The following is a 24,362-nucleotide window of genomic DNA, read 5'->3' on the forward strand; positions in this document are numbered from 1 at the left end:
CATCGACAGGAGCTCGGAGGAGATCATGTTCATGTACTCGACCGACGCGGTGCGGGCCGAGATCAAGTACCGGCAGGAACGCATCCGGCACGACTTCCAGCGTCCGTTCTGGTTCCAGCGCAAGCCCAAGCAGCAGCCGCCCGCGCCCTGTGCGCCCGAGCTGCGTGCCCGTCCGGCGATGTGACCGCGAGGTCACCGCCGCAGGCCCCCTCCCCCCAGGCGCGGCCGGCTCTTCGGAGCCGGCCGCGCCGCCGTCATTTGGCCTTCGATGTCGGGCTGAGCGGGCGCGGCCGTCACCCCTCTACCGACCGCCTTAGGCGCCGCCTAGGACCCCCTAAGGAGGGGTAAGGCGGAACGCCTCCCGGGGATAGGGAGGAGTTCCGATGTGCGGGCCTACCTCAGACGAGCAGATTTACACCTGTCAGCAAGGAGCTGGCAGCGAAAGACGGAGGAAGACATGTACACGAACGAATCGGTCAAGGCAGAGGTCGCGTACCGCAGGGAGCGTCTCAGCCGGGACTTCCGGCAGCACCGGAGCACCGGGGCCCGCCGGACCATCAGCCACCTGTTCGGCCGGAAAGCCTGAAGGGAGGGAAACCATGTTCAACACTCCACTGAGTCAGGACACGATCAAGGCGGAGACGGCGTACCGCTTGGAGCGGACCAAGCGTGACTTCGGGTCCGCGACCCGCAAGCAGCGCCCGGCGAAGGGCTCGCAGCCCGAGCCGCGGCACTCGCGCCGTGCCCTCCGACCCACCACGGCCCGATGACCGCCCCAGCCGCCGTCCCTGATCACACGATCAGGGACGGCGCTCTTTTACCCGCGAAAACCCGGGCTGACAGCAGAACCGGTGGCCCGCGGACGGGATACCGTCGATTTGTGTCGGCTCCAGGGGCGAAGATGGACGACGTGCCCTGGAATTCGACACCTCTCGTCGGCCGCTCGACCGAGATGGCTGCCCTGCTGAGCGCTGTGGACGACGCGAAAACGCGCCGTGCCGGCGCCGTACTGCTGTCCGGTGACGCCGGCGTCGGCAAGACCCGGATGCTGGACGAGGTGGCCACCGGTGCACACGAGCGCGGCTTCGGCGTACTGGTCGGGCACTGCACCGACTTCGGCGACGCCGGCCTGCCGTACCAGCCGTTCTCGGAGATCTTCGGCCGTCTGGCCGGCGACCGCCCCGACCTGGTCGAGAGCGTGCTGGCCAACTTCCCCGCGATCAGCCGCCTGCTCCCCGCACACCGTCTGCTCAGCGCCCAGCCCGTGCCACAGGAGGGTCAGCTCGACCGCGCCGCGCTGTTCGACGCCGTGCTCGGCGCGTTCACCGCGCTCTCCACCAGCGAGCCGATCCTGGTCATCATCGAGGACGCCCACTGGGCCGACGACTCGACCCGGGACCTGATCGGTTTCCTCATCACCCGACTGACCTCGCAGCGCCTGGCGCTGGTCGTTTCGTACCGCAGCGACGACCTGCACCGTCGCCACCCACTCCGCCGGCCGATCGCCGAGTGGTCCCGCAACCCTCGGGTACGCCGGGTCAACCTGCTCCCGCTCGACGCCGACGAGGCCCGCACACTGCTGCACTCGCTGCTCGCCGAGCCGCTGTCCGCGGTCGAGGAGCGCCGCATCCTCGAGCGCGCCGGCGGGAATGCGTTCTTCACCGAGGAGCTGGCCGCCGCGGCCTCGATGGGTGACGGCGACACCGTCCCGCCCGATCTGGCCGACCTGCTGCTGGTCCGCCTCGACCCGCTGTCGGACGACGCACGCCAGGTCGCCCGCGTGATCGCGGTCGCCGGTCGCCGCGTCCCGCACGATCTCCTCACCGCCGTCGCCAAGCTGCCGGACCGTGAACTCGACGACGCCCTGCGCGAGCTGATCGACGCGCACATCATCGACGTACCGACCAACGATCGGTACTACTTCCGCCACGCCCTGCTGGCCGAGGCCGTGTACGACGACCTGCTGCCGGGCGAGCGCGTCCGCGAGCACGCGGCGTACGTGCAGGCTCTGGAAGACAAGACAGTCGCCGGTACGGCGGCCGAGCTGGCCGGGCACGCCACTCGATCGCACGACCTGGCAACCGCGTTCGAGGCTCGCGTCCGGGCCGGGCAGGAAGCGCTGTCGGTCGCCGCGCCGCAGGAGGCGTTGAAGCATTACGAGATGGCGCTCGAGCTCTTCCCGAACGCCGCGCCGACGAGCACGGTCGACAAGACGTGGCTGATCGTCGACACCGCGATGGCGGCGACCCTGTCCTCGCAGCATCTTCGCGCGCTCAAGCTGCTCCGGAAGGCGCTGGCCGACCTGCCGTCGGACGCGCCAAAGCTGCAGCGGGCTGAGCTGCTCCTGCCGCTGGCCGATATCGCGCTGATCATCGACCAGGACAAGGAGGCGAGCGAGGCGATCTCGCAGGCCCTCAAGCTGGTCCACGACGATCCGTCCAGTGCGTTCAAGGCGCAGGTCGCGTCGCTCTACGCCCGGGTGTCCGACGCGCTGGGCCGACCGATGGAGGCCGAGCGCTGGGCGCATCGCGCGCTGGAGATCGCCCGCGAGGCCGGTCAGGAGTCGGCGGCCAGCGACGCCGGGATCACGCTCGCTCAGCTCCGCCGCCGGGCGGGCGACCCCGAGACGGCCGCCAAGCAGTTGGAAGAGGCCGCCGTCCGGGCGCAGCTCACCGGCGACCCTGCCGCCGAGGTGCGGAGCCGGTTCCTGCTCGGGTCGACGCATTACGAGCAGGGCGACCTGCTGAACGCGAAGGCCGCGTTGTCGTTCGCGGCGAAGCGGGCCGGCGAGCTGGGTCGGCAGTGGGCTGTGTACGGGTTCGACGCGCGGCGGATGCTGGCGTTGACCCAGTTCATGCTCGGCGAGTGGGACGAGGCGGCCGCTACGGCGCAGACCGATTCGATGACGCCTGCGGCTGCCGCGGCGGCGTTGCGGGCGGTGGAGTTCTCGGTGCGCAGCGGGCGGGGTGACACCGCGGTCGCCGAGGAGTTCGAGATGTCCCGGAAGTGGTGGGATCTCGACGTCATGCTGCCGATCATCGGGCTGCAGCCGGCCGTCGACGCGTACCGGCAGCTGGATCAGCCGGCCGAGGCCGAGAAGCTGATCACCGACGTGTCGGCGCTATGTGCCGACGTGTTCCAGACAGAGTGGTTCCTGGGCCGGATCCGGTTCTCGACGCTAGGGCTGCAGTTGCTGTGTCACCGCGCCGTCGGCGAGCCGTCAGCGGCCGCGGAGCTGGTCTCGCGCGGCGCGGAGCTGGTTGCCATCGGGCAGGCGACCGCGGAGAAGGGTCTGCCGCCCGGTCGGTTGATGGGCGTCGAAGGGCTCGCGTGGCTGGCGCGGCTGGAGTCGGAGTGGGAGCGGCTGCGGTGGCTGGCCGGGGTCGACGCGCCGACACCTGAGGAACATGTCGCCGCCTGGGAGCGGACGACGGACGCCTTCGGGTACGGGTACGTCTTCGAGCAGGCGTGGTCGCGGGTCCGGTTGTCCGCGGCGCTGCGAGCCGCGGGCCGGGTCGCCGAGGCGAACGAGCAGACCGCGATGGCAGCCGAGGTCGGTCGCGAACTGCGGGCGAAGCCGCTGCTCGACGAGACCGGTGGCAGCGAAACCGCCGGCGCGAGTGCGCTGACGTCGCGGGAGACCGAAGTACTGCGGTTGCTCGCCGAGGGACGCACCAACCGGCAGCTGGCGCGAGAGCTGTACATCAGCGAGAAGACCGTCAGCGTGCACGTGTCGAACATCCTGGCGAAGCTCGGCGTCCGCTCGCGGACCGAAGCTGCCGCCGTGGCCCGCCGGGACGGGCTGCTCGACGCGGATTAGGCCCTAACCGTGTCGGCGGTGGCGGTCCGGCTCGGGGCGTGCGTGCCGTGCGCGAGCCCGGGCCAGGTCGTCGGCCGTGGCCGGCGGCATCAGGCGGATCGGGTGATTGAGATCGGTGATGTCGTCGAAAATTTTACGGGCGTGCCGAATTCGCGCCGCCGCCACAAGCACCAGGCCTGCAGCAGCGAGTGCAATCACTACCCACAGTTGCCACGACATAGCCTCACCGTCCGGTATTCGCCCCGTTCCCCCGTGTAATCACGATAGCCCTGAACTGACCACTTGGCGACAGTCCGTACGCATACCGTTAAGACGCGAATTTGAAACTCATGTTTGTTGCCCAGCGCAATTACAAACGGTGATCAGGCAACGAGCCTTGACGACTGGTCAGAGATTACTGTGAGTAGTCAGAATCCGGGTCAGATTCGCGCCGAGAATTTTGCGAATCGTTGCTTCCGGCAAACCTCGGCGGAGCAGCGTCTCGGTGACCAGCGGCATACCGGCCGGACCTTCGAGGCCGGGGACGTAGAGCTCGGCGTCCAGGCCCTGGATGACGAGTGGGCGGTCGCAGGCGGGGATCTTCTCGCCGAAGACCTCGGCGACGAAGTCGCTGCCCAGGCCGACGTGATCCTCGCCGGCGACGTCGACGATGTGCAGGATGTGGTCGGCGAGGTGGTCGACCGTCGGCTTCTCCGCGGTGGTGAGGAAGCCCGCGAAGAAGTTCACGCAGACCACGCCGCCGGTCGCCGCGATCCCGCGGAGCTGCTCGTCGGTCAGGTTGCGGTGGTGGTCGCGCAGCGCGAACGCGCTCGAGTGCGACGCGACCACCGGCTTGGTCGCCAGTTCGAGGATGTGCTCGACCCCGGCGCGGCCGACGTGCGAGACGTCGATCAGTACGCCGAGCTCCTCGAGCAACCCCACCGCCTCGACACCCGCGTGCGTCAAGCGGCCGCCGGTCGCGTCCTCGCCGGAGCCGTCGCCGAGGGCGCTGCGACCGAAGTGGGTGAACGAGACCATCCGTACGCCGAGCCGGTGCAGCGTCTGCAGCAGTTCGACATCGGTGTCGATCTGCGGGCAGCCCTCGAGCGCGAGCACCAGCGCGATCTTGCCCGCGGCGGTCGCGGTCTCGATGTCGCCCGGCGCCGTACACAAGGCGACCTCGTCGGAGTTCGCGGCCGTGATCCGGTGCGCGGCCTCGATCATCCGCAGCGTCTCGCGGAGCGCGCCCTCGGGCAGGAACTCCGAGTCGATGAACACCGGCAGGACCTGTACGTCGATCCCGCCGTCCCGCAGCTGCGGGATCCACCGCTCCCGGAAGTACGCCGACCAGACGTCCTTCGGCCGCCGCGCCACCAGCATCAAGAGGTCGTTGTGTCCATCGGCCACGATCGCGTCACGGTGCAGATCCATCGGGCCAGAATATGCTCGTCGGGTGAAGGTGCTTTCTGCTGAGGATGTCCGCCGGCTGGTCCCGATGAGTACGGCGGTCGCCGCGGTGCGGGACGCGTTCCGCGAGCTGGCGGCCGGGAACTTCGTGCTGCCACCGCGGCAGATCTTCGGCGACGGGACGGTGCTCGTGATGTCGGCGTACCACTCGCCGACCGGGACCGCGGTCGTGAAGAAGATCGGGATCGCGCTCGACCAGGTCCCGGCGATCCGCGCGACCGTGATCTGGACCGGCAACGGCGAACAAATCGTCGCCGACGGCAGCTCGATCACGACCTTGCGCACCGGTGCGGTCGTCGGCGTCGCAACCGACCTCCTGGCTCACGCCGACGCCACCCGCCTCACCCTGATCGGAACCGGCGCCCAGGCCGCCGACCAGGTCCGCGCGGTTCTCGCCGTACGGCCCGTCACTCAGATCACCATCACGGGCCGCTCGGCCGACCGCGCGACTACCCTCGCCAACCAACTGGCGACCGAGTTCCCCGAGGCGAAGTTCACCCCCAGCACCACCATCGACGAAGCGATCGCCGACGCCGACATCATCTGCTGCGCCACGTCCTCATCCACGCCGCTCTTCGACGCCGACGCCCTCCCCACCACCGTCCACGTCAACGCCATCGGCGCCTTCCGCCCCACCATGCGAGAACTCCCCCGCAACCTGCTCGCCACCGCGTCCACCGTCGTAGTCGACCAACGCGAAGCCGCCCTGGAGGAATCCGGCGAAATCATCGACGCGATCAACTCGGGAGCCCTGACCGAAACCAACCTGGTCGAACTCGGTCAAGCCCTCTCCGCCCCACCAACCCGACACGGCGGCCGCACGGTCTTCAAGTCCGTCGGCGTCGGCGCGCAGGACTGGGCGATCGCCGCCGCGCTCGCGTAGCCGACCGGGTGCGGACGTCCCGCACTGAGTAACCTCGCCGCACCCGGGCAGACCGCGCTCAGCAGGCAGCCGGATAGGGCAATCAGCGAGGTTTGGTCAGTGACGCAGGTCCGCCTCCCGCGATCACGTCCAGCGGAGGACGCCCTTGCGGTAGGCGTAGAGGAGGCCTACCGCTACGAAGGCGAGGAAGATGAACATCTCGATCAGGGTGGCGTAGCCGAGGGTCGCGAAGATGGTCGCCCAGGGGAAGAGGTAGATCGCGTCTACGGCGAAGATCACGTAGAGGTAGGCGAACAGGTAGTACCTGATGTGGACCTGGGCCCAGCCTTCGCCGACCGGGTCGACGCCGGACTCGTAGGTCTTGAGTTTGCCCTCGGTCGGGTACGTGACGGTCAGCGCCTTGTTGAGGGCGAACGCGCCGATCAGCCCCACGAGGCCGAGCGCGACCACCGCGGCGATGACGCCATAGCTGTCCGACACAGGAGCAGCTTAGTTCGTGCAGAGCAGCAGCGAGTCGATCGAAACGTACGGTCCGTACCCGGATCGGATGTCCGCGACCTGCAGCCGGAGCCGGGTCACGCCGGAGATGTCGTAGTTCAGCCAGGTCTCGGTCTCCTGCTGCATCCGGATCGACGTCATCGCCGTCGTCCCGTTGTGCAGTGACACCCGGACCAGACCGTCGGTCAGGTTGCCGAGCCAGTTCCGCACGTACCGGCAACCCGTCGAATCCACCTCGCCCCAGACGTACCCGCCCTGGTTCGCGAGCAGATCGGCCTCGGCCCGCCGCGGCCCTTCGTTCGGCGGTACCACCGTGAACTGCGGCTGCCCCGCACCGCCCGCCGCCACCAGCCCCTTCTTGAACATCCCGCGCCACACGTAGTGCTTGAAGCTGATCATCGGCGAGACGGCCGCAGCGTACGGCGCCTGTGCACCCACCGCGATCCGGTACGTCCGGATCGAACCGGGCTGGACCGTGGTGATCGTCACGCTGCTGCCGGACGAATACCCGTGCGCGACCTCCTGCCACCGCTTCAGCGACGGGATCCACTGATGGAGCGGGATCCGCGTCCCGGCCGCGGGCGCCGGTGTCAGCGTGCCGACCACGGTGATCACGCCCTTGGTCGCGTCCGTGGTCCGGATGCTCGAGATCTTCGCGTTCCGGGCAGGCGCCGCGACGGCTGCTGACGCCGTACTTCCGAGGCTCAGCGCGCTGTCCGCGGGGGCGATCGGCGCCGCGCAACCCGCAATCAGCAACGTCAGCAGTCCGACCAGCACACGACGCATGAACAGCTCCTCGAAGTCACAACTCGATGACGACACCCTGCCGGTTCTCACTTCGGATCGCAAGCGAGCCGCTGCGGAGTGTGACACTGGGAGGTTTCGTCTCTACCCGATCCAACGACCCGTTAACACCGCGTCCCAGGCTGTGGACCACCGGGGCTTCCGCATGGTTCTGTTCTAAGGGCGAACTAATATTGGGGTTATCGCCCTGGACGGGGGGATCGGCCTGTTGCCCACAAGGCGGCCGGACGACCCAAGCTTCGACTTGGAGATGAAAAGAACAGTGACCATCGAGGTCAAGCAGCTCGACCGCGTGGTGATCCGCTTCGCCGGCGATTCCGGTGACGGGATGCAGCTCACGGGGGACAGGTTCACAGCGGAAACGGCATCGTTCGGCAATGACCTGTCGACGTTGCCCAACTTCCCAGCCGAGATCCGGGCACCAGCCGGAACCCTGCCGGGAGTGTCGTCCTTCCAGCTCCACTTCGCCGACCACGACATCCTCACGCCGGGCGACGCGCCCGACGTGCTCATCGCGATGAACCCGGCGGCCCTGAAGGCGAACCTCAAGGACGTCCCCCGCGGCGCGACGCTGATCGTCGACACCGCGGACTTCACCGCCCGCAACCTCAAGCGGATCGGGTACGACGAGAACCCGCTGGAGACCGGGGAGCTCGACGCGTACCACGTGATCCCGCTCAACCTGACCGGTATGACGGTGGAGTCGGTCAAGGAGTTCGGGCTGACCCGCAAGGACGCGTCCCGGGCCAAGAACATGTATGCGCTCGGCCTGGTGTCCTGGCTGTTCCAGCGACCGGTCGAGTCGACGATCACGTTCCTGCAGACCAAGTTCGCGTCGAAGCCGGACATCCGGGACGCGAACATCGCGGCCTTCCGCGCGGGCTACAACTTCGGCGAGACCGCCGAGGAGTTCTCGGTCCGGTACGAAGTGAAGCCGGCCAGCATGGCCTCCGGCACCTACCGGAACATCTCCGGCAACCTCGCGCTGGCGTACGGCCTGGTGGCGGGCGCCCAGCGGGCCGGCCTGCCGCTGGTCCTCGGCGCGTACCCGATCACCCCGGCGTCCGACGTACTGCACGAGCTGTCCAAGCTCAAGCGGTTCAACGTCACCACGATCCAGGCCGAGGACGAGATCGCGGGTGTCGGCGCCGCGCTCGGAGCGTCGTTCGGAGGGGCGCTCGGTGTGACCACGTCGTCCGGCCCGGGCATCAGCCTGAAGTCCGAGACGATCGGCCTCGGCGTGATGCTCGAGCTGCCGCTGGTCGTCTGCGACATCCAGCGCGCGGGCCCCTCGACCGGTATGCCGACCAAGACCGAGCAGGCCGACCTGTTGCAGGTGATGTTCGGCCGCAACGGCGAGGCCCCGCTGCCGGTCCTCGCGGCCCAGTCCCCCGCGGACTGCTTCGCGATCGCGGTCGAGGCGGCCCGGATCGCGATCACCTACCGCACGCCGGTGATCGTGCTGTCCGACGGCTACCTGGCCAACGGTTCCGAGCCGTGGCAGATCCCGGCCGTCGCGGACCTCCCGGCGATCGACCCGAACTTCACCCTCGAGCCGAACGCGACCAACGACAAGGGCGAGCCGACCTACCTCCCCTACCTGCGCGACCCGGAGACCTTGGCCCGTGCCTGGGCCGTCCCGGGTACGGCGGGCCTGGACCACCGCATCGGCGGTCTGGAGAAGGAGGACAAGACCGGCAACATCTCCTACGACCCGGCCAACCACGACCTGATGATCCGCACCCGCCAGGCCAAGGTGGACGCGGTCGCCCGGTCGATCCCGCCGATCGAGGTCGACGACCCCGACGGTACGGCGAAGGTCCTGGTGCTCGGATGGGGTTCGACGTACGGCCCGATCGGCGCCGGCGTCCGCCGGGTCCGCGCGGTCGGCGGGAAGATCGCCCAGGCCCACCTGCGGCACCTGAACCCGTTCCCGTCGAACCTCGGCGACGTGCTGAGGTCCTACGAGAAGGTCCTGGTTCCGGAGATGAACCTCGGCCAGCTGGCGATGCTGCTGCGGTCGAAGTACCTGGTCGACGTCGTCTCCTACGCGCAGGTCCGCGGTATGCCGCTCGGCGCCGCGGAGCTGGCCGAGGTGATCGGCAACCTGGTCGAGGAGACCGAGGGCATCGACGACGACGCCCGTCACCTCGGTTCGGCCGCCGCCGGCCTGAAACACGGCGAAGCGCTGCACGCCGAGGCCAACGGCCGGTCGAACGGCCAGTCGAAGGGGCAACTGCACGAGTCGGAGGGAGCACGATGAGCACGGTCGACCTCGGCCTGCCGAGTCTGCCCGGTGGCCTGCGCGGCGTACCGGCCGCGACCGAGCCGCAGAACCGCAAGGAGTACGTGTCGGACCAGGAGGTCCGCTGGTGCCCGGGCTGTGGCGACTACGCCGTACTCGCGGCCTTCCAGGGGTTCCTGCCCGAGCTCGGGATCAAGCGCGAGAACGTCGCGATGGTCTCCGGGATCGGCTGCTCGTCCCGGTTCCCGTACTACCTGTCGACGTACGGCATGCACTCGATCCACGGGCGTGCGCCGGCGATCGCGACCGGGCTCGCGGTGGCGCGGCCCGACCTCAGCGTCTGGGTCGTCACCGGTGACGGCGACGCGCTGTCGATCGGCGGCAACCACCTGATCCACACGCTGCGGCGCAACGTGAACCTGAAGATCCTGCTGTTCAACAACCGGATCTACGGTCTGACCAAGGGGCAGTACTCGCCGACCTCGGAGCCGGGCAAGGTGACGAAGTCGACGCCGATGGGCTCGGTCGACAACCCGTTCAACCCGGTCTCGCTGGCGCTCGGCGCGGAGGCGACGTTCGTGGCCCGGACGGTCGACTCCGACCGCAAGCACCTGACCTCGGTACTGCGGGCCGCCGCCGAGCACCGCGGTACGGCGTTCGTCGAGATCTACCAGAACTGCCCGATCTTCAACGACAACGCGTTCGAGGCGTTCAAGGACCCGGAGACCCGGGACGACGCGATCATCCCGCTGGTCCACGGCGAGCCGATCCGCTTCGGCAAGGACGGGCATCTCGGTGTGGTCCGTGACGGGTTTGCGTCGCTCGCCGTGCGCGAGGTCGCGGACCTGCCCGGCGGCGAGGCAGATCTCGTCGTCCACGACGCGCACACGGACGACCCGGCGTACGCGTTCGCGCTGTCGCGGCTGACCGATGCGGGCGTGCTGCACCAGGCCCCGATCGGCGTGTTCCGTTCGGTCGAGCGCCCGGCGTACGACGACCTGGTCCGTCAGCAGATCACCACCGCCCAGGAGACCCAGGGCACGGGCGACCTGCAGGCCCTCGTCACCGGCGCCGACACCTGGACGATCAACTAACGAGGAACTCCCGGACGACTCTCTGGAAGCCGTCCGGGTCCTCCACCCACGGGTAGTGCCCGACACCGTCGAGCACTACCCGTTCGGCATTGGGCAGTGCGTCCAGCAGGCTGTCGGTGACGTACGGCGGCCGCAGGTCCTCGGCGCCATGCACCAACAACGTCGGTACGACGACCCGCGCGCAAGCCGCCGCCCGATCCGGCAGGGCGTGTAGCTCCGCCCGCAATGCCTCTGCACACGCGAGATTCGGCTCGAACCACGGCGTGTTCAGCCTTCTCGAGCGGGCGACGGCCGTGGCGCGATCGGCGATGTTCACGGAGATCTGGGCGATCCACGGGTCAGCTTCCGGTGTACCGGCGAGCAGCTCCGCGACGCGCCGGCGGTAGTCGGCGGGCGGACCGTCGAGGCCGACCGATGACACGAGCACCAACCGGTCGACGGCGTGCGGATGTGCTTGGGCAAACTCCAATGCCAGCGAGGCTCCCCAGGAATGGCCGATGACGATGCACGGCTCGGGGCCGGCGACGGTGGCCAGGTCGGCGACGTACCGTTCGAGGGTGTAGGGGCCGCGGCGGTCGGAGCGGCCGCAGCCGCGTTGGTCCCATCTGTGCAAGGTGAATCCGGGGAGCGACAAGTCGTGGAAGACGTCCCACCAACCCGGACCGCCATGTACGAGTGCGACGCGTGGACCGCTGCCGCTGACGTGGGTCCAGAGTTTGCAACCGTCGTCAGTCGTCAAGTGCGGCACAGACAGCGGCGAGGTCATCAGCCTCCTGTAATGATCGCTTCAGAGAACTCAATCTCTGTCGCGGAGACTACAACAGGTCGAGCAGCTCCGGCAGAGTGTGTCCCACACTGCGGTCCAGGTGCCGCGCCACCAATCCGACGGCCCGCGCGCCGAGCACATCCAGCTCGAGATTGTCGCCGATCATCAACGTCTCCCCCGGCTCGACTCCCAACGCCTCACACGTGGACAGGTAGGTCAGCGGATCCGGCTTGCTGACCCCGAGCTCCTCGGACGTGCGCACCACGTCGATCAGGTGCGCCAGTCCGATCGCCGCCAACTTCGCGTTCTGCTGCACCGGGTTCCCGTTGGTCAGCACGCCGATCCGCAAACCGTTGCCCCGAGCAACCTCCAACGCGGGTCGCGCATCCGGGAACGCCGTCCAACTGCTCTTGTACTGCGTGAGATACCCGATGAACACCTCGTCCAGCTCGCCGTCCGCCACCGGGACAGGCAGACCGAGAATCGGCAGGAACGCCCGCAGGCGCTCCCGGCGCTGTTCCTGATGAGTCAGCTCACCCGCGAGAAACCGCGGATACACCTCATCCTCGACCGCGACCCACTGCGCGACCAGCTCGTCCGTCGGCGCCAACCCGAGCCCAGCCACCCAAGCCCGAACCGCCAGCTCCGCCGAGCCGCTGTGATCGAACAGCGTGTCGTCGAGGTCGAAGATGACCGCCTTCACGCCCGGACCACCGAGTCGCGGTTCAGTTCGCGGTGGTTGGCGTAGCCGGAGAGGGCGAGGGTCAGATCCAGCTCGGCCAGGAAGCAGCGCAGTACGTGCTCGACGCCCGCTTGACCGGCCAGCGCGAGACCGTAGAGGAGGGGACGACCGAGGAGCACTGCCTTCGCACCCAAGGCGAGCGCCTTCGCCGCATCGGAGCCGGTGCGTACGCCGGAGTCGAACAGGACTGTCAGTTGTTCGCCGACCGCGTCCGCGATCGCGGGCAGCGCATCCAGCGACGCGACCGCGCCGTCGACCTGGCGGCCGCCGTGGTTCGAGACGACGATGCCGTCGACGCCGTGTTCGGCCGCGAGTTTGGCGTCCTCGACCGCGGTGATGCCCTTGAGCACGATCGGGCCGTCCCAGTTGTCGCGCAGGAACGACAGGTCGTCCCAGGCCAGCCCGACGTTCGGGAAGATCTGCGCCCAGAGCATCACGGCCGCGCCGGGATCCTCCTCGATCGGCTTGGCGAGCTTCGCCCGGAAGGCCGGGTCGCTGAAGTAGTTCGCGAGCCCCTCCCCCTTCAGGAACGGGAGGAACCCGCGATCCAGATCGGCCGGCCGCCACCCGATCGTCCCGGTGTCGAGGGTGACGACGAGTACGCCGTACCCAGCAGCCTTGGCGCGTTGCAGGAAACTGAGGCAGACGTCGCGGTCGGTCGGGTAGTACAGCTGGAACCACTTGTTGGCGGCCTCGATCTGCTCGATCGCGTGGCTCGCCTGGGTCGAGTGCGTGTAGGTCAGGCCGAGGGTGTCGGCGGCCCGTGCCGTGGCCAGTTCGCCGTCGGGGTGCGCGAGGGTCTGGACACCGATCGGTGCGACCAGGACCGGCGCGGGCATCGCCGTACCGAGGATGGTGCAGGACAGGTCACGTTCGGTGCTGCCGCGGAGCATCCGGGGCGCCAGCCGCCAGCGGTCGAACGCCGCCTGGTTGGCCCGCGCGGTCGCGCCGCCGCCCGCGCTCGGCACGATGTACCCCATCGCCTCCAGCGGGAGCTTCCCGGCCGCCTGCGACTCCAGCCGGGCCAGGTCGGTCGTGATCTCCGGCTTCGTCCCCTGCAACATCCCCTGCAGGTAGATCTGCAACTGGTAGTCCCCGAAGTTGGCCATGCCGGATGCTTTCACGCCCACCGCGCGACCTCAACAACACCATCCCGACCAGTGCGATCAGGCCGCACAACCAGGCGAACCAGTCACCCCAGGCGGTGTAGAGCGTGTGGTCGATCCCGGGCCGAAGCTCGCCGATCAGGACGGCCGGGGCGTTCGCCGGCGCGATGATTTCGCCGACGATCCGACCGTTGGCGTCGGTCAGGGTCAGCCGGCCCAGGCTGCCGTCGCGGGCGATCGGGATGCCGTTCTCGATACCGCGGAGCAGCGCCATCCGGCTGTGGAGCCGGCCGTCGTCGACGAAGTCGAGCGCAGGGACGAGCAGGAGTGAGGTGTCGAGTTCGCCGTACTGACGAGCCAGGGCCGGGAAGTCCAGGTCCTTGCAGATCATCAGCCCCGAGGTGTTGTACGTCGCCAACTGGCCGCCCGGCGTGTACGGCTCGATCCCCGGGATCAGGTGATGCTTGTCGTACGACGTCGGCGCGGCGCCGTCGGGGTGGAACATCAGGGCGCGGTTGTGATCCCCGTCGCCGAGCACGGTGAGCCCGACGACGAGTTCGATCTTGTTGCTCGCAGCAAATGTTTGGAACTGCTGCGAGAGCCGCGGGAGATCGGTCGTCCGGACGTCGACGATCTTCTCCGGCAACAGCACGATCTTCGCGCCGGCCCGGGCGGCTTCGGTGATCATCGGACGGTAGCGCTCGATGATCGCCGGTCCTGCAGCGTTCGGCCAGCCCGCGTCGTCCGCTCCTTGCGCAGACAGCACCGCGATCCTCACGGCCGCACTCTCGGGCGTCCCGTGCAGCCGGACAACTCCGTACAGACAGGTGCTAGCGGCAACAATCACCAGGACGCCGATCGGCAGGAGCTTGCGCGCAGCAATCACCGCAGCCGGCAGCAACAGCAGAAAGCTGAGTCCCCACGGCCCGGTCAACGACACGATCTGGTTGATCGGGGCAACTTCTGCCTGCGTATACGCAAGACTCGTGAACGCGCCATGCGGCGACAGCGTGGCAATCAGATAATCCAGCGCAGCCCACAAAGCCGGCGCCGCAAACGCCGCGGCCACCGGGTGGCCGCGGACCACAAGCCCCCGGAAAAACAACACCGTCAGCCCAAACACAGCCGCCAATCCCACCAGAAACACCAGCACGATCAACGGCAACTCGAGATCACCCAGCAAATACCGCGCCAGGTTGGAAAGCCCCAGCAGCCACCCCATAAACGCAGTCAGCCAGGCCGCTCCGGGCCCAAGCCGAGGAGCCACCACAAACACGGGAATCGGAGCGAGCCAGGTGAGCGCGGGGATCGTGTGCAACCCGGACCCGAAGTACAGCAGCACACCTGTCGCAAGGGCCGCTGCGACCGCGACCCATCTAGACACGTAGTTCATCGATCATCCTTTCGCCCAGGCGGAGGCAGAGGGTGCGGAAGGCTGCTTCCGGCATGCCGATGCGGTCGCCGTGGTGGAGTTGGATCAGGCCGTGGAGCAGAGCGGCGAACATCAGGCTGGTTTCCCAGATGTCCGTGTCGGCGCGGAACAGGTCCTGGTCGATGCCGGCGGTGATCGCGTCGGCGACGAGGTTGAGCGTGGGTGACTTGCGCGCCTCGAAGTCCGCGGGGAACTTCCGCGCCTGGTCACGCCGCTCGGTGAACATGTAGTCGTAGAGCCGCGGATGCTCCAGCGCGAAGTCGACGTGATCGATCAGCATCTCCCGCAGCAGCGCGTCCGCCTCGACGGGACGCTCCGCCGACTCCCAGCGTCGTACCAGCTCGGCGAACGCCGCGTCCGCGATCGCGTTCAGCAGCGTCTCCCGATCCGGGAAGTACTGGTAGATCGCCATTGGAGTGATCCCGACCGCGGCCGCCACCTTGCGCATCGACACCCCGGCCGCGCCGTGCTCGGTCAACAGGTACGTCGCCGCGGCGGTGATCCGGTCCTTGGTCGTCACGTCGTTCATGACGACCATTGAATACACATTCCCTATACGCCGTATAGGCAGAATAACCCTGGTCGAACCCTGAGCCATGACATCCGTCAGCGCCGGAACCGGACGGATCGCATCCACACACCCCCTCCGCGCGCAGCACAGTGATGACCATGACGATCACCGCGCCCCAGCAAACGAGTGTGAAGCGGAGCCTGCCCGCCCTCGGCCTGTTCTTCCTGTCGCCCCTGGTCGCGGAGTTCCTGCTCGGGAACATCCCGATCACCGCGTTCTACGCGATCATCACGCTGGCGCCGCTGTACGGCGGTGGTGCCGTCCTGATCCGCGAACTCGTCCGCCGCCGCGGCTGGGGCTACCCGACCGTGGTCATCCTCGCCCTCGCCTACGGCGTGATCGAGGAAGGCATCACCACCCAGTCGCTGTTCAACCCGAACTACGCGGACCTCCGCCTGCTGGACCCCGGCCACATCTCCGCGCTCGGCATGGGCGCGCCGTGGACCGTGTTCGTCCTCGGCCTGCACACCGTCTGGAGCATCACGATCCCGATCGTGTTGATGGAGTCCGTCTCGCGCCGCCCGCGCGAACCGTGGCTCGGGAAGGTCGGCCTCAGCGTGTACGGCGCTCTGTTCCTCGCCGGCGTGGTCGCCACGACCGCCTTCGGCTACACGAAGGACTCGTTCCGCGCGTCGGCCGGCCAGGACGTCGGCGTCGGCATCGCGATCGTCGTACTGGTGGCCGTGGCCGTCTGGGTCGGCCGCCGGACACCACGCCGTACGACGGGAAGCGTCCCGTCGGCGTGGATCGTCGGCGGCGCCGCGCTGGTGCTGAGCTCCGGCTGGATGGTCGTCAACGACCAGGTCAAGAACGGCTGGCTCGAGGCGATCCTGCTGCTGGCGATCGAAGTACTCGCGGTGTTCGTCCTGGTGACCTGGTCCCGGCGGACCGGCTGGACCCGCATGCACACGCTGGCCGCCGCAGGTGGCGCGCTGCTCACCTACGCGTGGCACGCGTTCCCGGAGGCCCCGGTCTTCGACGCCCCGCGCAGCGCCGACCTGATCGGGAACGCGGTCTTCGCCCTCCTCGCGGTGGCCCTGCTGATCTCTGCGACAATCAGGTGTGACAAGTTCGGTGACTCCTGACACACGCCGTACTGCGCGGCACGTCAGCCTGGCGTTGTTCGCGCTGGCGACCGGTGGTTTCGCGATCGGGACCACCGAGTTCGTCACGATGGGGCTGCTGCCACAGATCGCGGACGGCGTGCACATCTCGATCCCGACGGCCGGCCACATCATCTCGGCGTACGCGCTGGGAGTCGTGGTCGGCGCTCCGGTGATCGCGGCGCTCGGCGCGCGGACCGGACGGAAGCGGTTGCTACTCGGGCTGGTGGCGGTGTTCGTGGTCGGCAACGTGCTGTCGGCGGTTGCCTCGAGCTACGAGTTCCTGATGGCGGCGCGGTTCCTGTCCGGCCTGCCGCACGGCGCGTTCTTCGGGATCGGCGCTGTCGTCGGCGCGTCGATGGTGGCTCCCGAGCGGCGCGCGCGGGCGGTGTCGATGACGATGGTCGGGTTGCCGATCGCCAACATCATCGGCGTACCGCTGACCACGTTGCTCGGGCAGAAGCTCGGGTGGCAGGTGCCGTTCCTCGCGGTCGGGGTGCTGGGCCTGCTGACGCTGGTCGCGGTGTGGTTCTGGGTGTCGCCGCAGCCGGTCGGCGGCGACGTGAACATCCGGAGCGAGCTGAGCGCGCTGGCGCGGCCTCAGGTGTGGATGGCCTTGCTGGTCGGCATGGTCGGCTTCGGCGGGATGTTCGCGACGTACTCCTACATCACCCCGACAATGACGGACCTGGCCGGCTTCTCGGAGTCTGCGGTGACGATCGTGCTGGCCGTGTACGGCGTGGGCATGACTGTCGGGACTGTCGTCGGCGGGCGGCTCGCCGACAGGTCACTGATGGGCAGTGTGTACGGCGGACTCGTCGCGGTAGCCGTCGTACTGGGGACGTTCGGCTGGCTCGCGCAGACGCGACCCGGTGCGCTGATCGCGGTGTTCGCGATGGGGTGCTCGGCGAGCATCCTCGTGCCGGCGTTGCAGACCCGCCTGATGGACGTCGCGCACGAAGGTCAGTCACTGGCCGCGTCGCTGAACCACTCCACGTTGAACATCGCCAACGCGCTGGGCGCCTGGCTCGGCGGCGTCGTACTCGCGGCCGGCTACGGCTACGAATGGCCGAGCCGGCTGGGTGCAGGACTCGCCGTCGCCGGCCTGCTCCTCGCACTGATTTCCGGCCTGATGGAACGTCGAGGGACAAATCAGGTGCTTGCCTGACCTTCTGTTCACCGCCCACTTGGTTGAATCGGGGTATGGCGACAATGACCCTGAGCGCTGCCGATCAGGTACGGCGGCGTGGGCTGCGGCAGATGCGGTCGGTGGCGTTGGCGCTGCTGGTGCTCGCGGCGGTGATCTACGTGGCGACGCTGCACCTCAGCGGCGGCTGGGCGTACCTGAACGCGGCGTCCGAGGCGGCGATGGTGGGCGCACTGGCGGACTGGTTCGCGGTGACCGCGCTGTTCCGGCACCCGCTCGGGTTGCCGATCCCGCACACCGCGATCGTCCCGACCCGGAAGGACAGCCTGGCCGAGAGCCTGGAGCAGTTCGTCACGGAGAACTTCCTGTCCGAGGAAGTCGTGGCCGAGAAGATGCGTACGGCGGAGGTGAGCCGCCGGGCCGGTGAGTGGCTTGCGGACGGCAACCACGCCGAGCGGATCGTGGCGGAAGGCGCGCGGACGATCGGCGCTGCGCTGCCGAAGGTCGGTGACGAGGACGTGGCCGCGTTCGTGCGGGGATCGTTGCTGCCACGGTTCGTGAAGGAGCCGCTGAGCCCGATCGCGGGACATTTCGTCCAGTCGGTGGTCGAGGACGGCGCGCATCACGCACTGTTCGACCTGCTGATGGTCGAGGCGTACGACTGGCTCGCGAACAACCGGGATCTGCTCGCGGACGTGGTCGGCCCGCGGGCTCCGCGCTGGTCGCCGCAATGGGTGGACCGGCTGGTGATCGACCGGATCCATCGCGAGGCGCTGGCGTGGCTGGCCGACGTACGCGACAACCAGACGCACCCGGCGCGGCGAGCGGTCGACCGGCTGCTCGCACAACTCGCGGACGATCTGCAGCACGACCCGGAGACGATGGAACGGTTCGAGGCGTGGAAGGCGCGGATGCTCACGCATCCGGACATGGGCTCCAGCCTGACCGCGGTGTGGGACGCGATGCGTACGGCGCTGATCGACTCGATCAACGACCCGGACAGCACGCTGCGGACGCGCGCGGTCAAGGCGTTGCAGGATCTCGGCCACCGGCTCCAGAACGACGAAGGGCTTCGCACGAGAGTCGACACCCGCGCGTCCGAGGCGGTCGGGTACGTCGTCCGCACGTACGGCACCGAGATCGTCTCGGTCATCTCGGACACGATCGAACGATGGGACGGTCGCGAGGCGTCCGCGCGGATCGAGCTCCACGTGGGACGGGATCTCCAGTTCATCCGGATCAACGGCACTGTCGTCGGTGCGCTCGTCGGGCTCATCATCCATACGGTCAGCCAGTTGCTGTGAAGGCGACGTACATCCGCAAACGCAAGCGGCCCACTGGGTCCGGTCTGTGGTCGGCATATCCCCTGGCCACGGACGCGTTCGGCACCTGGTTCTACACGCCGGCGCACTCGCTCTACCGCGACAACACGGGGGAGCTCTGTGAGGTTGCCCAGCTCGGTCCGGGGCAGCCGGGTGAGCACTCCGTCCAGCTCGCGCCGCACGACGGCTGGTGGTTCGCGTACTTCCGGCAGAGCGGACTGCTGCACGTCGACGTGAGCACGCAGCCGGTGCTGATCGGCGCGGAGTGGGCGTTCGAAGACCTGGAACTGGACCCGTTCCGCCGGGCTGACGGGATCGTCGGCACCGAGGACTGGGACGAGCTGGCCGCCGCCCACGCATCCGGCCTGGTCACAGACGCGGAACGCGACGCGGCCGAGCAGGCAGCCCGCTCGTTGGAGCAGCAGTTCACCGAAGGCGCGGAGCCGTTCGGCCACGTGGGCTGGGATCGGTTGGCAGCGGCGATAGACCTGGACCTACCGCCACTGACCAACTTCGGAGACCGCCCGCTCAGCTAGATTCCGCAGTTGGGGGCACTCCACGAGTTCGTCGTACGAATGTCTACGTGGGTGTGGTCGTTGTGGTCGGGGTAGCCGGGGCCGAAGATGCCGCCGAAGCCGTGGTTGCGGGCCTGTTTCGCCATCGTGCAGAGGGAGTGGACGCCGGTGAGGTCGGCGGAGCGGCCGTACAGGTGCTGGCTGTTGCTCGCGCCACCGACCGAGTTGTTGCACGGGATGCTGCGGAAGCCGCTGGAGATGTTGAGCGGCTGGTCGCCGAGCGCATGACGAAGTGCCTCCAGCTGCCACATCGTCTGCAGCGCGTTCGCCTTGGTCGCCGCCTCCGACAGCGGGCCGCCGTCGTACCCGGATCCGCCACAGCCGTCGTCCAACTCGGCGTACGTGAAGTGGATCGGCGTGCAGTCGTCGTCCTGCAGCGCATAGATCTTGCTGAACGTCGCCGAACCGGCAACCCCGTCCGCGCCCAGTCCGTACGCCGACTGGAACCGCTGCACCGCCGCCTTCGTGGCCGGCCCGAAATCACCGTCGATCGCGAGATGACCGCCGTACCCGGGATAGCCGGCGACGCGGATCTGCAGCTGCCGCACATCCTCGCCGTTCATCCCCTGGCTGAGCGTGCGACCCCAGGTATAACAACCGTCCGCGTGCGCGACCGTCGTGGCGACGACCTGCGACGCGGTGAGTGTGGCCGCAAACAGCAGAAGTACGGCGAACAGTCGTGGGAACGTGATGGACATCGGACACCTCCGGGGCGGTGAAGGAACCTGTCCCACCCCAGCATTCCGGCACAATCCGCCGCTTGGCCAGTGCTCGGCGAAACTTTCCGACGTCCCGCGGCCGGCCCGGGTCAGCTAGACCCAGCTGTGCAGGTCGGCGGCGTCCTTGCTGAACTGCTCGGGCGAGTCGTCGGCGACGAACTCGAGCAGGGCGTTGATCTCGCGCGGCTCCGCGGCCAGGCGGTCGAGCACCGGGCGCCAGAGGGACTCGCGTGCGGCGAGCGGCAGGCGGTTGTTGGACGGCCACCACGAGAACACGTGCACCGTGCTCAGCCAGGGCATCAATGCCTCGAGTTGCTGGAGGCACTGCGCGTCATCGAGGTCGACCGGCGGCTGCCAGTACGTCTTCAGGTTCGGCGCGCCGACGTCGAGCAGCAGCGTGATCGTCGAGTCGACCTCGTCGGTGAGCGTGTTGCGGTGGAACTCCATCGCGATCTCGATCCCCGAACCGGCGGCCATATCGGCCAGCTCGCCCAGTCCACGCGTGACCGCCATCCGGTCGCCGACACCGGCTTCCGCCGTACCGACGTTGCCGGCCCAGACCCGGATCCGGGGTGCGCCGAGCGCTTCGGCGGTGGCGACCGCGGAGCGCATCTCCTCGCGGTCGACGTTGCCGGCCCGGAGATACGAGCCGTACGCCGCGACCTGCAGGCCGTGGACCTCGGTCAGGTTCCGCACCCGCTTGGCGTTGACGAGATTGCCGAGCGGGACATGCACGTCACCGCCCCACTCGATCGCCGCGAGCCCGGACTTCGCCGCCACCTCCACCACCTGGTCGACCGGCAACTGCCGGAACGTCACCGAGACCAGACCGGTCCTCACACCCACGCGTGCCTCCTGGTGTTCACCCCTCCATCCAACCGCATCGCACCAACGGACTCACGTCCCGCATCACCCGATGGACGGCGGACGACGACGCTCGGCATGGTTCGACACCCCCGCCTTGGCGACAGCCACCACCACAGCAGGACCAGCCGCGGCGGCGGGTGCCTGGGACGGGCCGTTCGAGCTCTTCTGCGCCTCTTCCAGCGCTGCGACCGTGACCGAGTGCGCGATGTAGTCCTCTGCGCGGTCTCTCAGCAGCGTGTGGAACCCGTTCGTCCTGTCGTCGGACGCCACCAGGTCAGCAGCCAGCTTCCCGGCCGCCGTCTCCCGGAGGGCCGGATCGGGCCCGCCCCGTTCCTGGTGCCTGGTGTCCATGTGAGCGGCGAAGCGATCGGCCTCAGGCCCATGACCGTCACCATGAGCCAGCGCGATCACATCACCCTGCGCCCGCGTCGCCGCCCGCTGGATCGCCTCCTGCACCCGCTGCCGGGCCAGCACGCGATCCTCCGGGCCCAGCCCGGCTGATCCGAGCGCGGATCGGGTCACGTCGTCGACCAGCGCATCGAGCAGTTCGCGTCGGGACGGCATCGGTTACCTCCTGTGGTTGGGGCAGGTCGCCGGACACACTAACGGCTGTGCGTCTCACGTCATGAGCAAAGTAGTTGGATGCGACTGTCGCGCGGGCTTACGCTGACGCCGTGCCGGAACAGCGAAGAGGATTCACCTACGGGTTCACCGCCTACCTGATCTGGGGCCTCTTCCCGCTGTACTGGAAGCTTCTCGACCACTCCGGCGCGATCGAACTGCTCGCGCACCGCATCCTCTGGTCGCTGGTCACGATCGCCATCCTGGTCGCCGTACTGCGGAAGTTCGGCCGGGTGAAGGCTCTCCTCGCGGAACCACGCCGGCGCTGGCCGTTGATCGCCGCGGCGTTCCTGATCTCGGTGAACTGGGGCACGTACATCTGGGCCGTCGGCCACGGTCACGTCGTGGAGACCTCGCTCGGGTACTTCATCACGCCGCTGTTCACGGTCCTGCTCGGCGTCTTCGTCCTGAAGGAACGACTCCGGCCGCTGCAGTGGACCGCACTGGGGATCGCCTTCGTGGCCGTCCTCGGGCTGGCGATCGAGAACGGGAAGCCGCCATGGGTGGCGATCATCCTGACGCTCTCGTTCGGGTGCTACGGCCTGGCGAAGAAGCAGGCCGGCGCCGGCGCGATCGAGGGGATGGCGGTCGAGTCCGGCACGGTCGCTCCGCTGGCACTCGCGGCGATCGTCGTACTCGGACTGCAGGGGCATGCGACGGTCACGCACCACGGGACGGCGTACCTCGTGCTGGTCCTGCTGACCGGCCCGATCACCGCCGTACCGCTGCTGCTCTTCGGCGCAGCGGCCACCCGGATCTCGATGACGACGCTGGGGTTGCTGAACTACATCGCGCCGATCATGCAGTTCATCTGCGGCCTGCTGATCTTCCACGAGCAGATGACGCCGATGCGCTGGGCCGGCTTCGGCCTGGTCTGGGTCGCACTGGCCCTGTTCACCTTCGACAGCATGCACACCCGCCGCCGCACGCTCGCCCTCGAACGCGCCGCGATCACCGCCTCCGCGGTCTGACACCCACTGAACCTCTGCTGGGCACCCGGCGAGGCGGTCACCGCCAAGCAGCTCCAGGCACTCACCCGGGCCGGCTCATGGGCTGAGCCGGATCGGGGCACCTGAGGCGGATGACACACGAGTGGTTCCTGACTCCGGCCGAGCGGGGCAATCCGGCTACCGACATCGACGCCGACGGAGCGTGGACGGAGGGGAACCTCGTGCGGCCGCTGGTACACGGCGCGACGTACTTCCAGCATTTGTACGACGAACTGTGTGCCCTGCGGCCGGGCGATCGGGTCTACTTCACCGACTGGCGTGGCGATCCGGACGAGGTGCTGTACGACGGCGGCCCGACGATCGGTCGCGTGCTCTGTGATCTGGCGCGGTCCGGGGTGGAGGTCCGCGCGCTGTTGTGGCGGTCGCACTCGGATCACCTCAGCTTCAACGCGCAGGAGAACCAGCACCTGGGCACCGAGCTGAACGAAGCCGGTGGCGAGGTCCTGCTGGATCAACGGGTACGCCGAATGGCCTCGCATCACCAGAAGCTCTTCGTGATCAGGCACCGCGACGATCCAACCCGCGACGTCGCCTTCGTCGGCGGCATCGACCTGTGCCACGGCCGGCGTGACGACGCCCGCCACCAGGGCGACCCGCAGACCGCGCCGATGGATCCGCGGTACGGCGACCGCGCGCCCTGGCACGACCTGACGCTCGAGATCCGCGGTCCGGTGGTCGGCGATCTACTCCGGTGCTTCGTCGAGCGGTGGGACGATCCACATCCCCTGGACCGGCGTACGCCGTACCGGATGCTGGTGCAGCGGCTGGCCCGGATGCCGCGGCACCCGAGTGATCTGCCGGAGGCGTTCCCGGATCCGCCGCCGGCCGGTCCGCATGCCGTCCAGGTACTGCGGACCTACGCACCCAAGCACCCCCGCTTCCCGTTCGCACCACACGGCGAGCGCAGCATCGCACGCGCGTATCTGAAGGCGTTCGGCCGCGCAGAGCGGCTCATCTACGTCGAGGACCAGTACCTCTGGTCGGACGCCGTCACCGAGGGCCTGCATGCGGCCCTGGAACGGTCGCCGGATCTGCACATCATCGCCGTCGTACCGCGGTACCCGGACCAGGACGGCCGGGTCAGCGGACCGCCCTCGCGGCACGCCCAACTGGAGGCACTCCGCCGACTGGACTCCGACCGGGTCGCCGTCTACGACCTGGAGAACGAGAACGGCGTACCGATCTATGTCCACGCGAAGGTCTGCATCGTCGACGACGCCTGGATGACCTGCGGCTCCGACAACTTCAACCGCCGCTCCTGGACCAACGACAGCGAACTCACGTGCGCGATCGACTCGCCCGAACTCGCCCGCTCGCTACGTCATGAACTCTGGTCCGAGCACCTGTGCACCCCGTCCCCCGACCTGGACCCCCACACCGGCTTCACCCAGTGGAAGTCCATCGCCGCCGACCTCGACAAGTGGTACACCGACAACCGGCAAGGCCCGCGCCCTCAGGGCCGCATCCGCCCTCATCGCCCGCAGCCGTTGACCCGCACCCAGTCGCTCTGGGCGCCCTGGTTGGCCCATCACCTCTACGACCCCGACGCCCGCCCTCGGGCCGCACGCCGCCGTAACACCTTCTAGCTGCC

At 68.5% G+C, this 24,362-nt stretch carries 25 protein-coding genes; 13 read left to right on the forward strand and 12 right to left on the reverse strand.

Annotated features, from left to right (window positions below):
- Positions 1 to 25 precede the first annotated feature (25 nt).
- From OHA10_RS06735 to OHA10_RS06750, 4 genes are all read left to right on the forward strand, one after another.
- Positions 26 to 184, forward strand: a complete 159-nt coding sequence (locus OHA10_RS06735) for a hypothetical protein (RefSeq protein WP_371405300.1) — start codon at positions 26 to 28, stop codon at positions 182 to 184.
- 273 nt (positions 185 to 457) lie between these two features.
- Complete coding sequence (locus OHA10_RS06740; RefSeq protein ID WP_329003637.1) at positions 458 to 586, forward strand: hypothetical protein; 129 nt, start codon at positions 458 to 460, stop codon at positions 584 to 586.
- 13 nt (positions 587 to 599) lie between these two features.
- Positions 600 to 770: a hypothetical protein gene (locus tag OHA10_RS06745; protein ID WP_371405301.1), complete on the forward strand. Its 171-nt coding sequence runs from the start codon at positions 600 to 602 to the stop codon at positions 768 to 770.
- Positions 771 to 880: 110 nt separating this feature from the next.
- Positions 881 to 3,820 carry an AAA family ATPase gene (locus OHA10_RS06750; protein WP_371405302.1) on the forward strand — a complete coding sequence of 980 codons (2,940 nt, stop codon included), beginning with the start codon at positions 881 to 883 and terminating at the stop codon, positions 3,818 to 3,820.
- Between the two features lie 3 nt (positions 3,821 to 3,823).
- Here the strand turns inward: OHA10_RS06750 and OHA10_RS06755 are convergent, their stop codons facing one another.
- Positions 3,824 to 4,039 (reverse strand): hypothetical protein, encoded by a 216-nt coding sequence (locus OHA10_RS06755; protein ID WP_371405303.1) that lies wholly within the window; start codon positions 4,037 to 4,039, stop codon positions 3,824 to 3,826.
- Positions 4,040 to 4,207: 168 nt separating this feature from the next.
- Entirely contained in the window at positions 4,208 to 5,230 is a 1,023-nt protein-coding gene (locus OHA10_RS06760; RefSeq protein ID WP_371405304.1) for a dipeptidase, read from the reverse strand.
- Positions 5,231 to 5,252: 22 nt separating this feature from the next.
- On the opposite strand from OHA10_RS06760, the gene OHA10_RS06765 reads away from it, so the two are divergent.
- Positions 5,253 to 6,149 (forward strand): ornithine cyclodeaminase family protein, encoded by an 897-nt coding sequence (locus tag OHA10_RS06765; protein ID WP_371405305.1) that lies wholly within the window; start codon positions 5,253 to 5,255, stop codon positions 6,147 to 6,149.
- A gap of 123 nt (positions 6,150 to 6,272) precedes the next feature.
- On the opposite strand, the gene OHA10_RS06770 is transcribed toward OHA10_RS06765, so the two are convergent.
- Positions 6,273 to 6,629, reverse strand: a complete 357-nt coding sequence (locus tag OHA10_RS06770; RefSeq protein WP_350859938.1) for an NADH-quinone oxidoreductase subunit A — start codon at positions 6,627 to 6,629, stop codon at positions 6,273 to 6,275.
- Between the two features lie 9 nt (positions 6,630 to 6,638).
- Positions 6,639 to 7,433, reverse strand: coding sequence for a hypothetical protein (locus OHA10_RS06775; RefSeq protein ID WP_371405306.1), 795 nt, complete (start codon positions 7,431 to 7,433; stop codon positions 6,639 to 6,641).
- 268 nt (positions 7,434 to 7,701) lie between these two features.
- Here OHA10_RS06775 and OHA10_RS06780 point away from each other — a divergent pair, with 268 nt between their 5' ends.
- Both OHA10_RS06780 and OHA10_RS06785 read left to right on the forward strand, forming a co-directional pair.
- Complete coding sequence (locus OHA10_RS06780) at positions 7,702 to 9,714, forward strand: 2-oxoacid:acceptor oxidoreductase subunit alpha (protein ID WP_371405307.1); 2,013 nt, start codon at positions 7,702 to 7,704, stop codon at positions 9,712 to 9,714.
- The gene (locus OHA10_RS06785; protein WP_371405308.1) at positions 9,711 to 10,790 is read left to right on the forward strand and encodes a 2-oxoacid:ferredoxin oxidoreductase subunit beta; all 1,080 of its coding nucleotides are present in this window, start codon (positions 9,711 to 9,713) and stop codon (positions 10,788 to 10,790) included. The genes OHA10_RS06780 and OHA10_RS06785 overlap by 4 nt, the downstream gene beginning before the upstream one ends.
- Here OHA10_RS06785 and OHA10_RS06790 read toward each other — a convergent pair.
- From OHA10_RS06790 to OHA10_RS06810, 5 genes are read right to left on the reverse strand one after another with little or no spacing between them, the layout of a single operon-like run.
- Complete coding sequence (locus OHA10_RS06790; protein WP_371405309.1) at positions 10,783 to 11,556, reverse strand: alpha/beta fold hydrolase; 774 nt, start codon at positions 11,554 to 11,556, stop codon at positions 10,783 to 10,785. The genes OHA10_RS06785 and OHA10_RS06790 overlap by 8 nt on opposite strands.
- 49 nt (positions 11,557 to 11,605) lie before the next feature.
- Entirely contained in the window at positions 11,606 to 12,259 is a 654-nt protein-coding gene (locus OHA10_RS06795) for an HAD family hydrolase (RefSeq protein WP_371405310.1), read from the reverse strand.
- Positions 12,256 to 13,278, reverse strand: coding sequence for an alpha-hydroxy-acid oxidizing protein (locus tag OHA10_RS06800; RefSeq protein WP_371405311.1), 1,023 nt, complete (start codon positions 13,276 to 13,278; stop codon positions 12,256 to 12,258). Before OHA10_RS06800 ends, OHA10_RS06795 begins: the two co-directional genes overlap by 4 nt.
- Positions 13,166 to 14,797, reverse strand: a complete 1,632-nt coding sequence (locus OHA10_RS06805; protein ID WP_371405312.1) for a nitrilase-related carbon-nitrogen hydrolase — start codon at positions 14,795 to 14,797, stop codon at positions 13,166 to 13,168. Before OHA10_RS06805 ends, OHA10_RS06800 begins: the two co-directional genes overlap by 113 nt.
- On the reverse strand, positions 14,781 to 15,365 hold the full coding sequence (locus OHA10_RS06810) for a TetR/AcrR family transcriptional regulator (RefSeq protein WP_371405313.1): 585 nt from the start codon (positions 15,363 to 15,365) through the stop codon (positions 14,781 to 14,783). Before OHA10_RS06810 ends, OHA10_RS06805 begins: the two co-directional genes overlap by 17 nt.
- A 140-nt stretch (positions 15,366 to 15,505) precedes the next feature.
- On the opposite strand from OHA10_RS06810, the gene OHA10_RS06815 reads away from it, so the two are divergent.
- Genes OHA10_RS06815 through OHA10_RS06830 form a run of 4 tightly spaced genes read left to right on the forward strand, consistent with a single transcriptional unit; the run spans position 15,506 to position 19,515 of the window.
- Positions 15,506 to 16,492: a hypothetical protein gene (locus OHA10_RS06815; protein ID WP_371405314.1), complete on the forward strand. Its 987-nt coding sequence runs from the start codon at positions 15,506 to 15,508 to the stop codon at positions 16,490 to 16,492.
- On the forward strand, positions 16,482 to 17,678 hold the full coding sequence (locus OHA10_RS06820; protein WP_371405315.1) for an MFS transporter: 1,197 nt from the start codon (positions 16,482 to 16,484) through the stop codon (positions 17,676 to 17,678). Before OHA10_RS06815 ends, OHA10_RS06820 begins: the two co-directional genes overlap by 11 nt.
- Positions 17,679 to 17,713: 35 nt before the next feature.
- Entirely contained in the window at positions 17,714 to 18,961 is a 1,248-nt protein-coding gene (locus tag OHA10_RS06825) for a DUF445 domain-containing protein (RefSeq protein ID WP_371405316.1), read from the forward strand.
- Positions 18,958 to 19,515: a DUF402 domain-containing protein gene (locus OHA10_RS06830; protein WP_371405317.1), complete on the forward strand. Its 558-nt coding sequence runs from the start codon at positions 18,958 to 18,960 to the stop codon at positions 19,513 to 19,515. Before OHA10_RS06825 ends, OHA10_RS06830 begins: the two co-directional genes overlap by 4 nt.
- Here OHA10_RS06830 and OHA10_RS06835 read toward each other — a convergent pair.
- The 3 genes from OHA10_RS06835 to OHA10_RS06845 form a co-directional block, all read right to left on the reverse strand.
- Positions 19,512 to 20,252, reverse strand: coding sequence for a D-Ala-D-Ala carboxypeptidase family metallohydrolase (locus tag OHA10_RS06835; RefSeq protein WP_371405318.1), 741 nt, complete (start codon positions 20,250 to 20,252; stop codon positions 19,512 to 19,514). The genes OHA10_RS06830 and OHA10_RS06835 overlap by 4 nt on opposite strands.
- Before the next feature lie 114 nt (positions 20,253 to 20,366).
- Positions 20,367 to 21,119 (reverse strand): sugar phosphate isomerase/epimerase family protein, encoded by a 753-nt coding sequence (locus OHA10_RS06840; protein ID WP_371405319.1) that lies wholly within the window; start codon positions 21,117 to 21,119, stop codon positions 20,367 to 20,369.
- A 63-nt stretch (positions 21,120 to 21,182) separates the two neighbouring features.
- Positions 21,183 to 21,704: a hypothetical protein gene (locus OHA10_RS06845; protein WP_371405320.1), complete on the reverse strand. Its 522-nt coding sequence runs from the start codon at positions 21,702 to 21,704 to the stop codon at positions 21,183 to 21,185.
- A 110-nt stretch (positions 21,705 to 21,814) separates the two neighbouring features.
- Here OHA10_RS06845 and rarD point away from each other — a divergent pair, with 110 nt between their 5' ends.
- Together rarD and OHA10_RS06855 are read left to right on the forward strand one after the other, a co-directional pair.
- Positions 21,815 to 22,732, forward strand: a complete 918-nt coding sequence (gene rarD / locus OHA10_RS06850; protein WP_371405321.1) for an EamA family transporter RarD — start codon at positions 21,815 to 21,817, stop codon at positions 22,730 to 22,732.
- 110 nt (positions 22,733 to 22,842) lie between these two features.
- Positions 22,843 to 24,357, forward strand: coding sequence for a phosphatidylserine/phosphatidylglycerophosphate/cardiolipin synthase family protein (locus tag OHA10_RS06855; RefSeq protein WP_371405322.1), 1,515 nt, complete (start codon positions 22,843 to 22,845; stop codon positions 24,355 to 24,357).
- The last annotated feature ends 5 nt before the right edge of the window (positions 24,358 to 24,362 follow it).

Origin of the sequence: Kribbella sp. NBC_00662 (genome assembly GCF_041430295.1) — a bacterium.
GTDB lineage: Bacteria > Actinomycetota > Actinomycetes > Propionibacteriales > Kribbellaceae > Kribbella.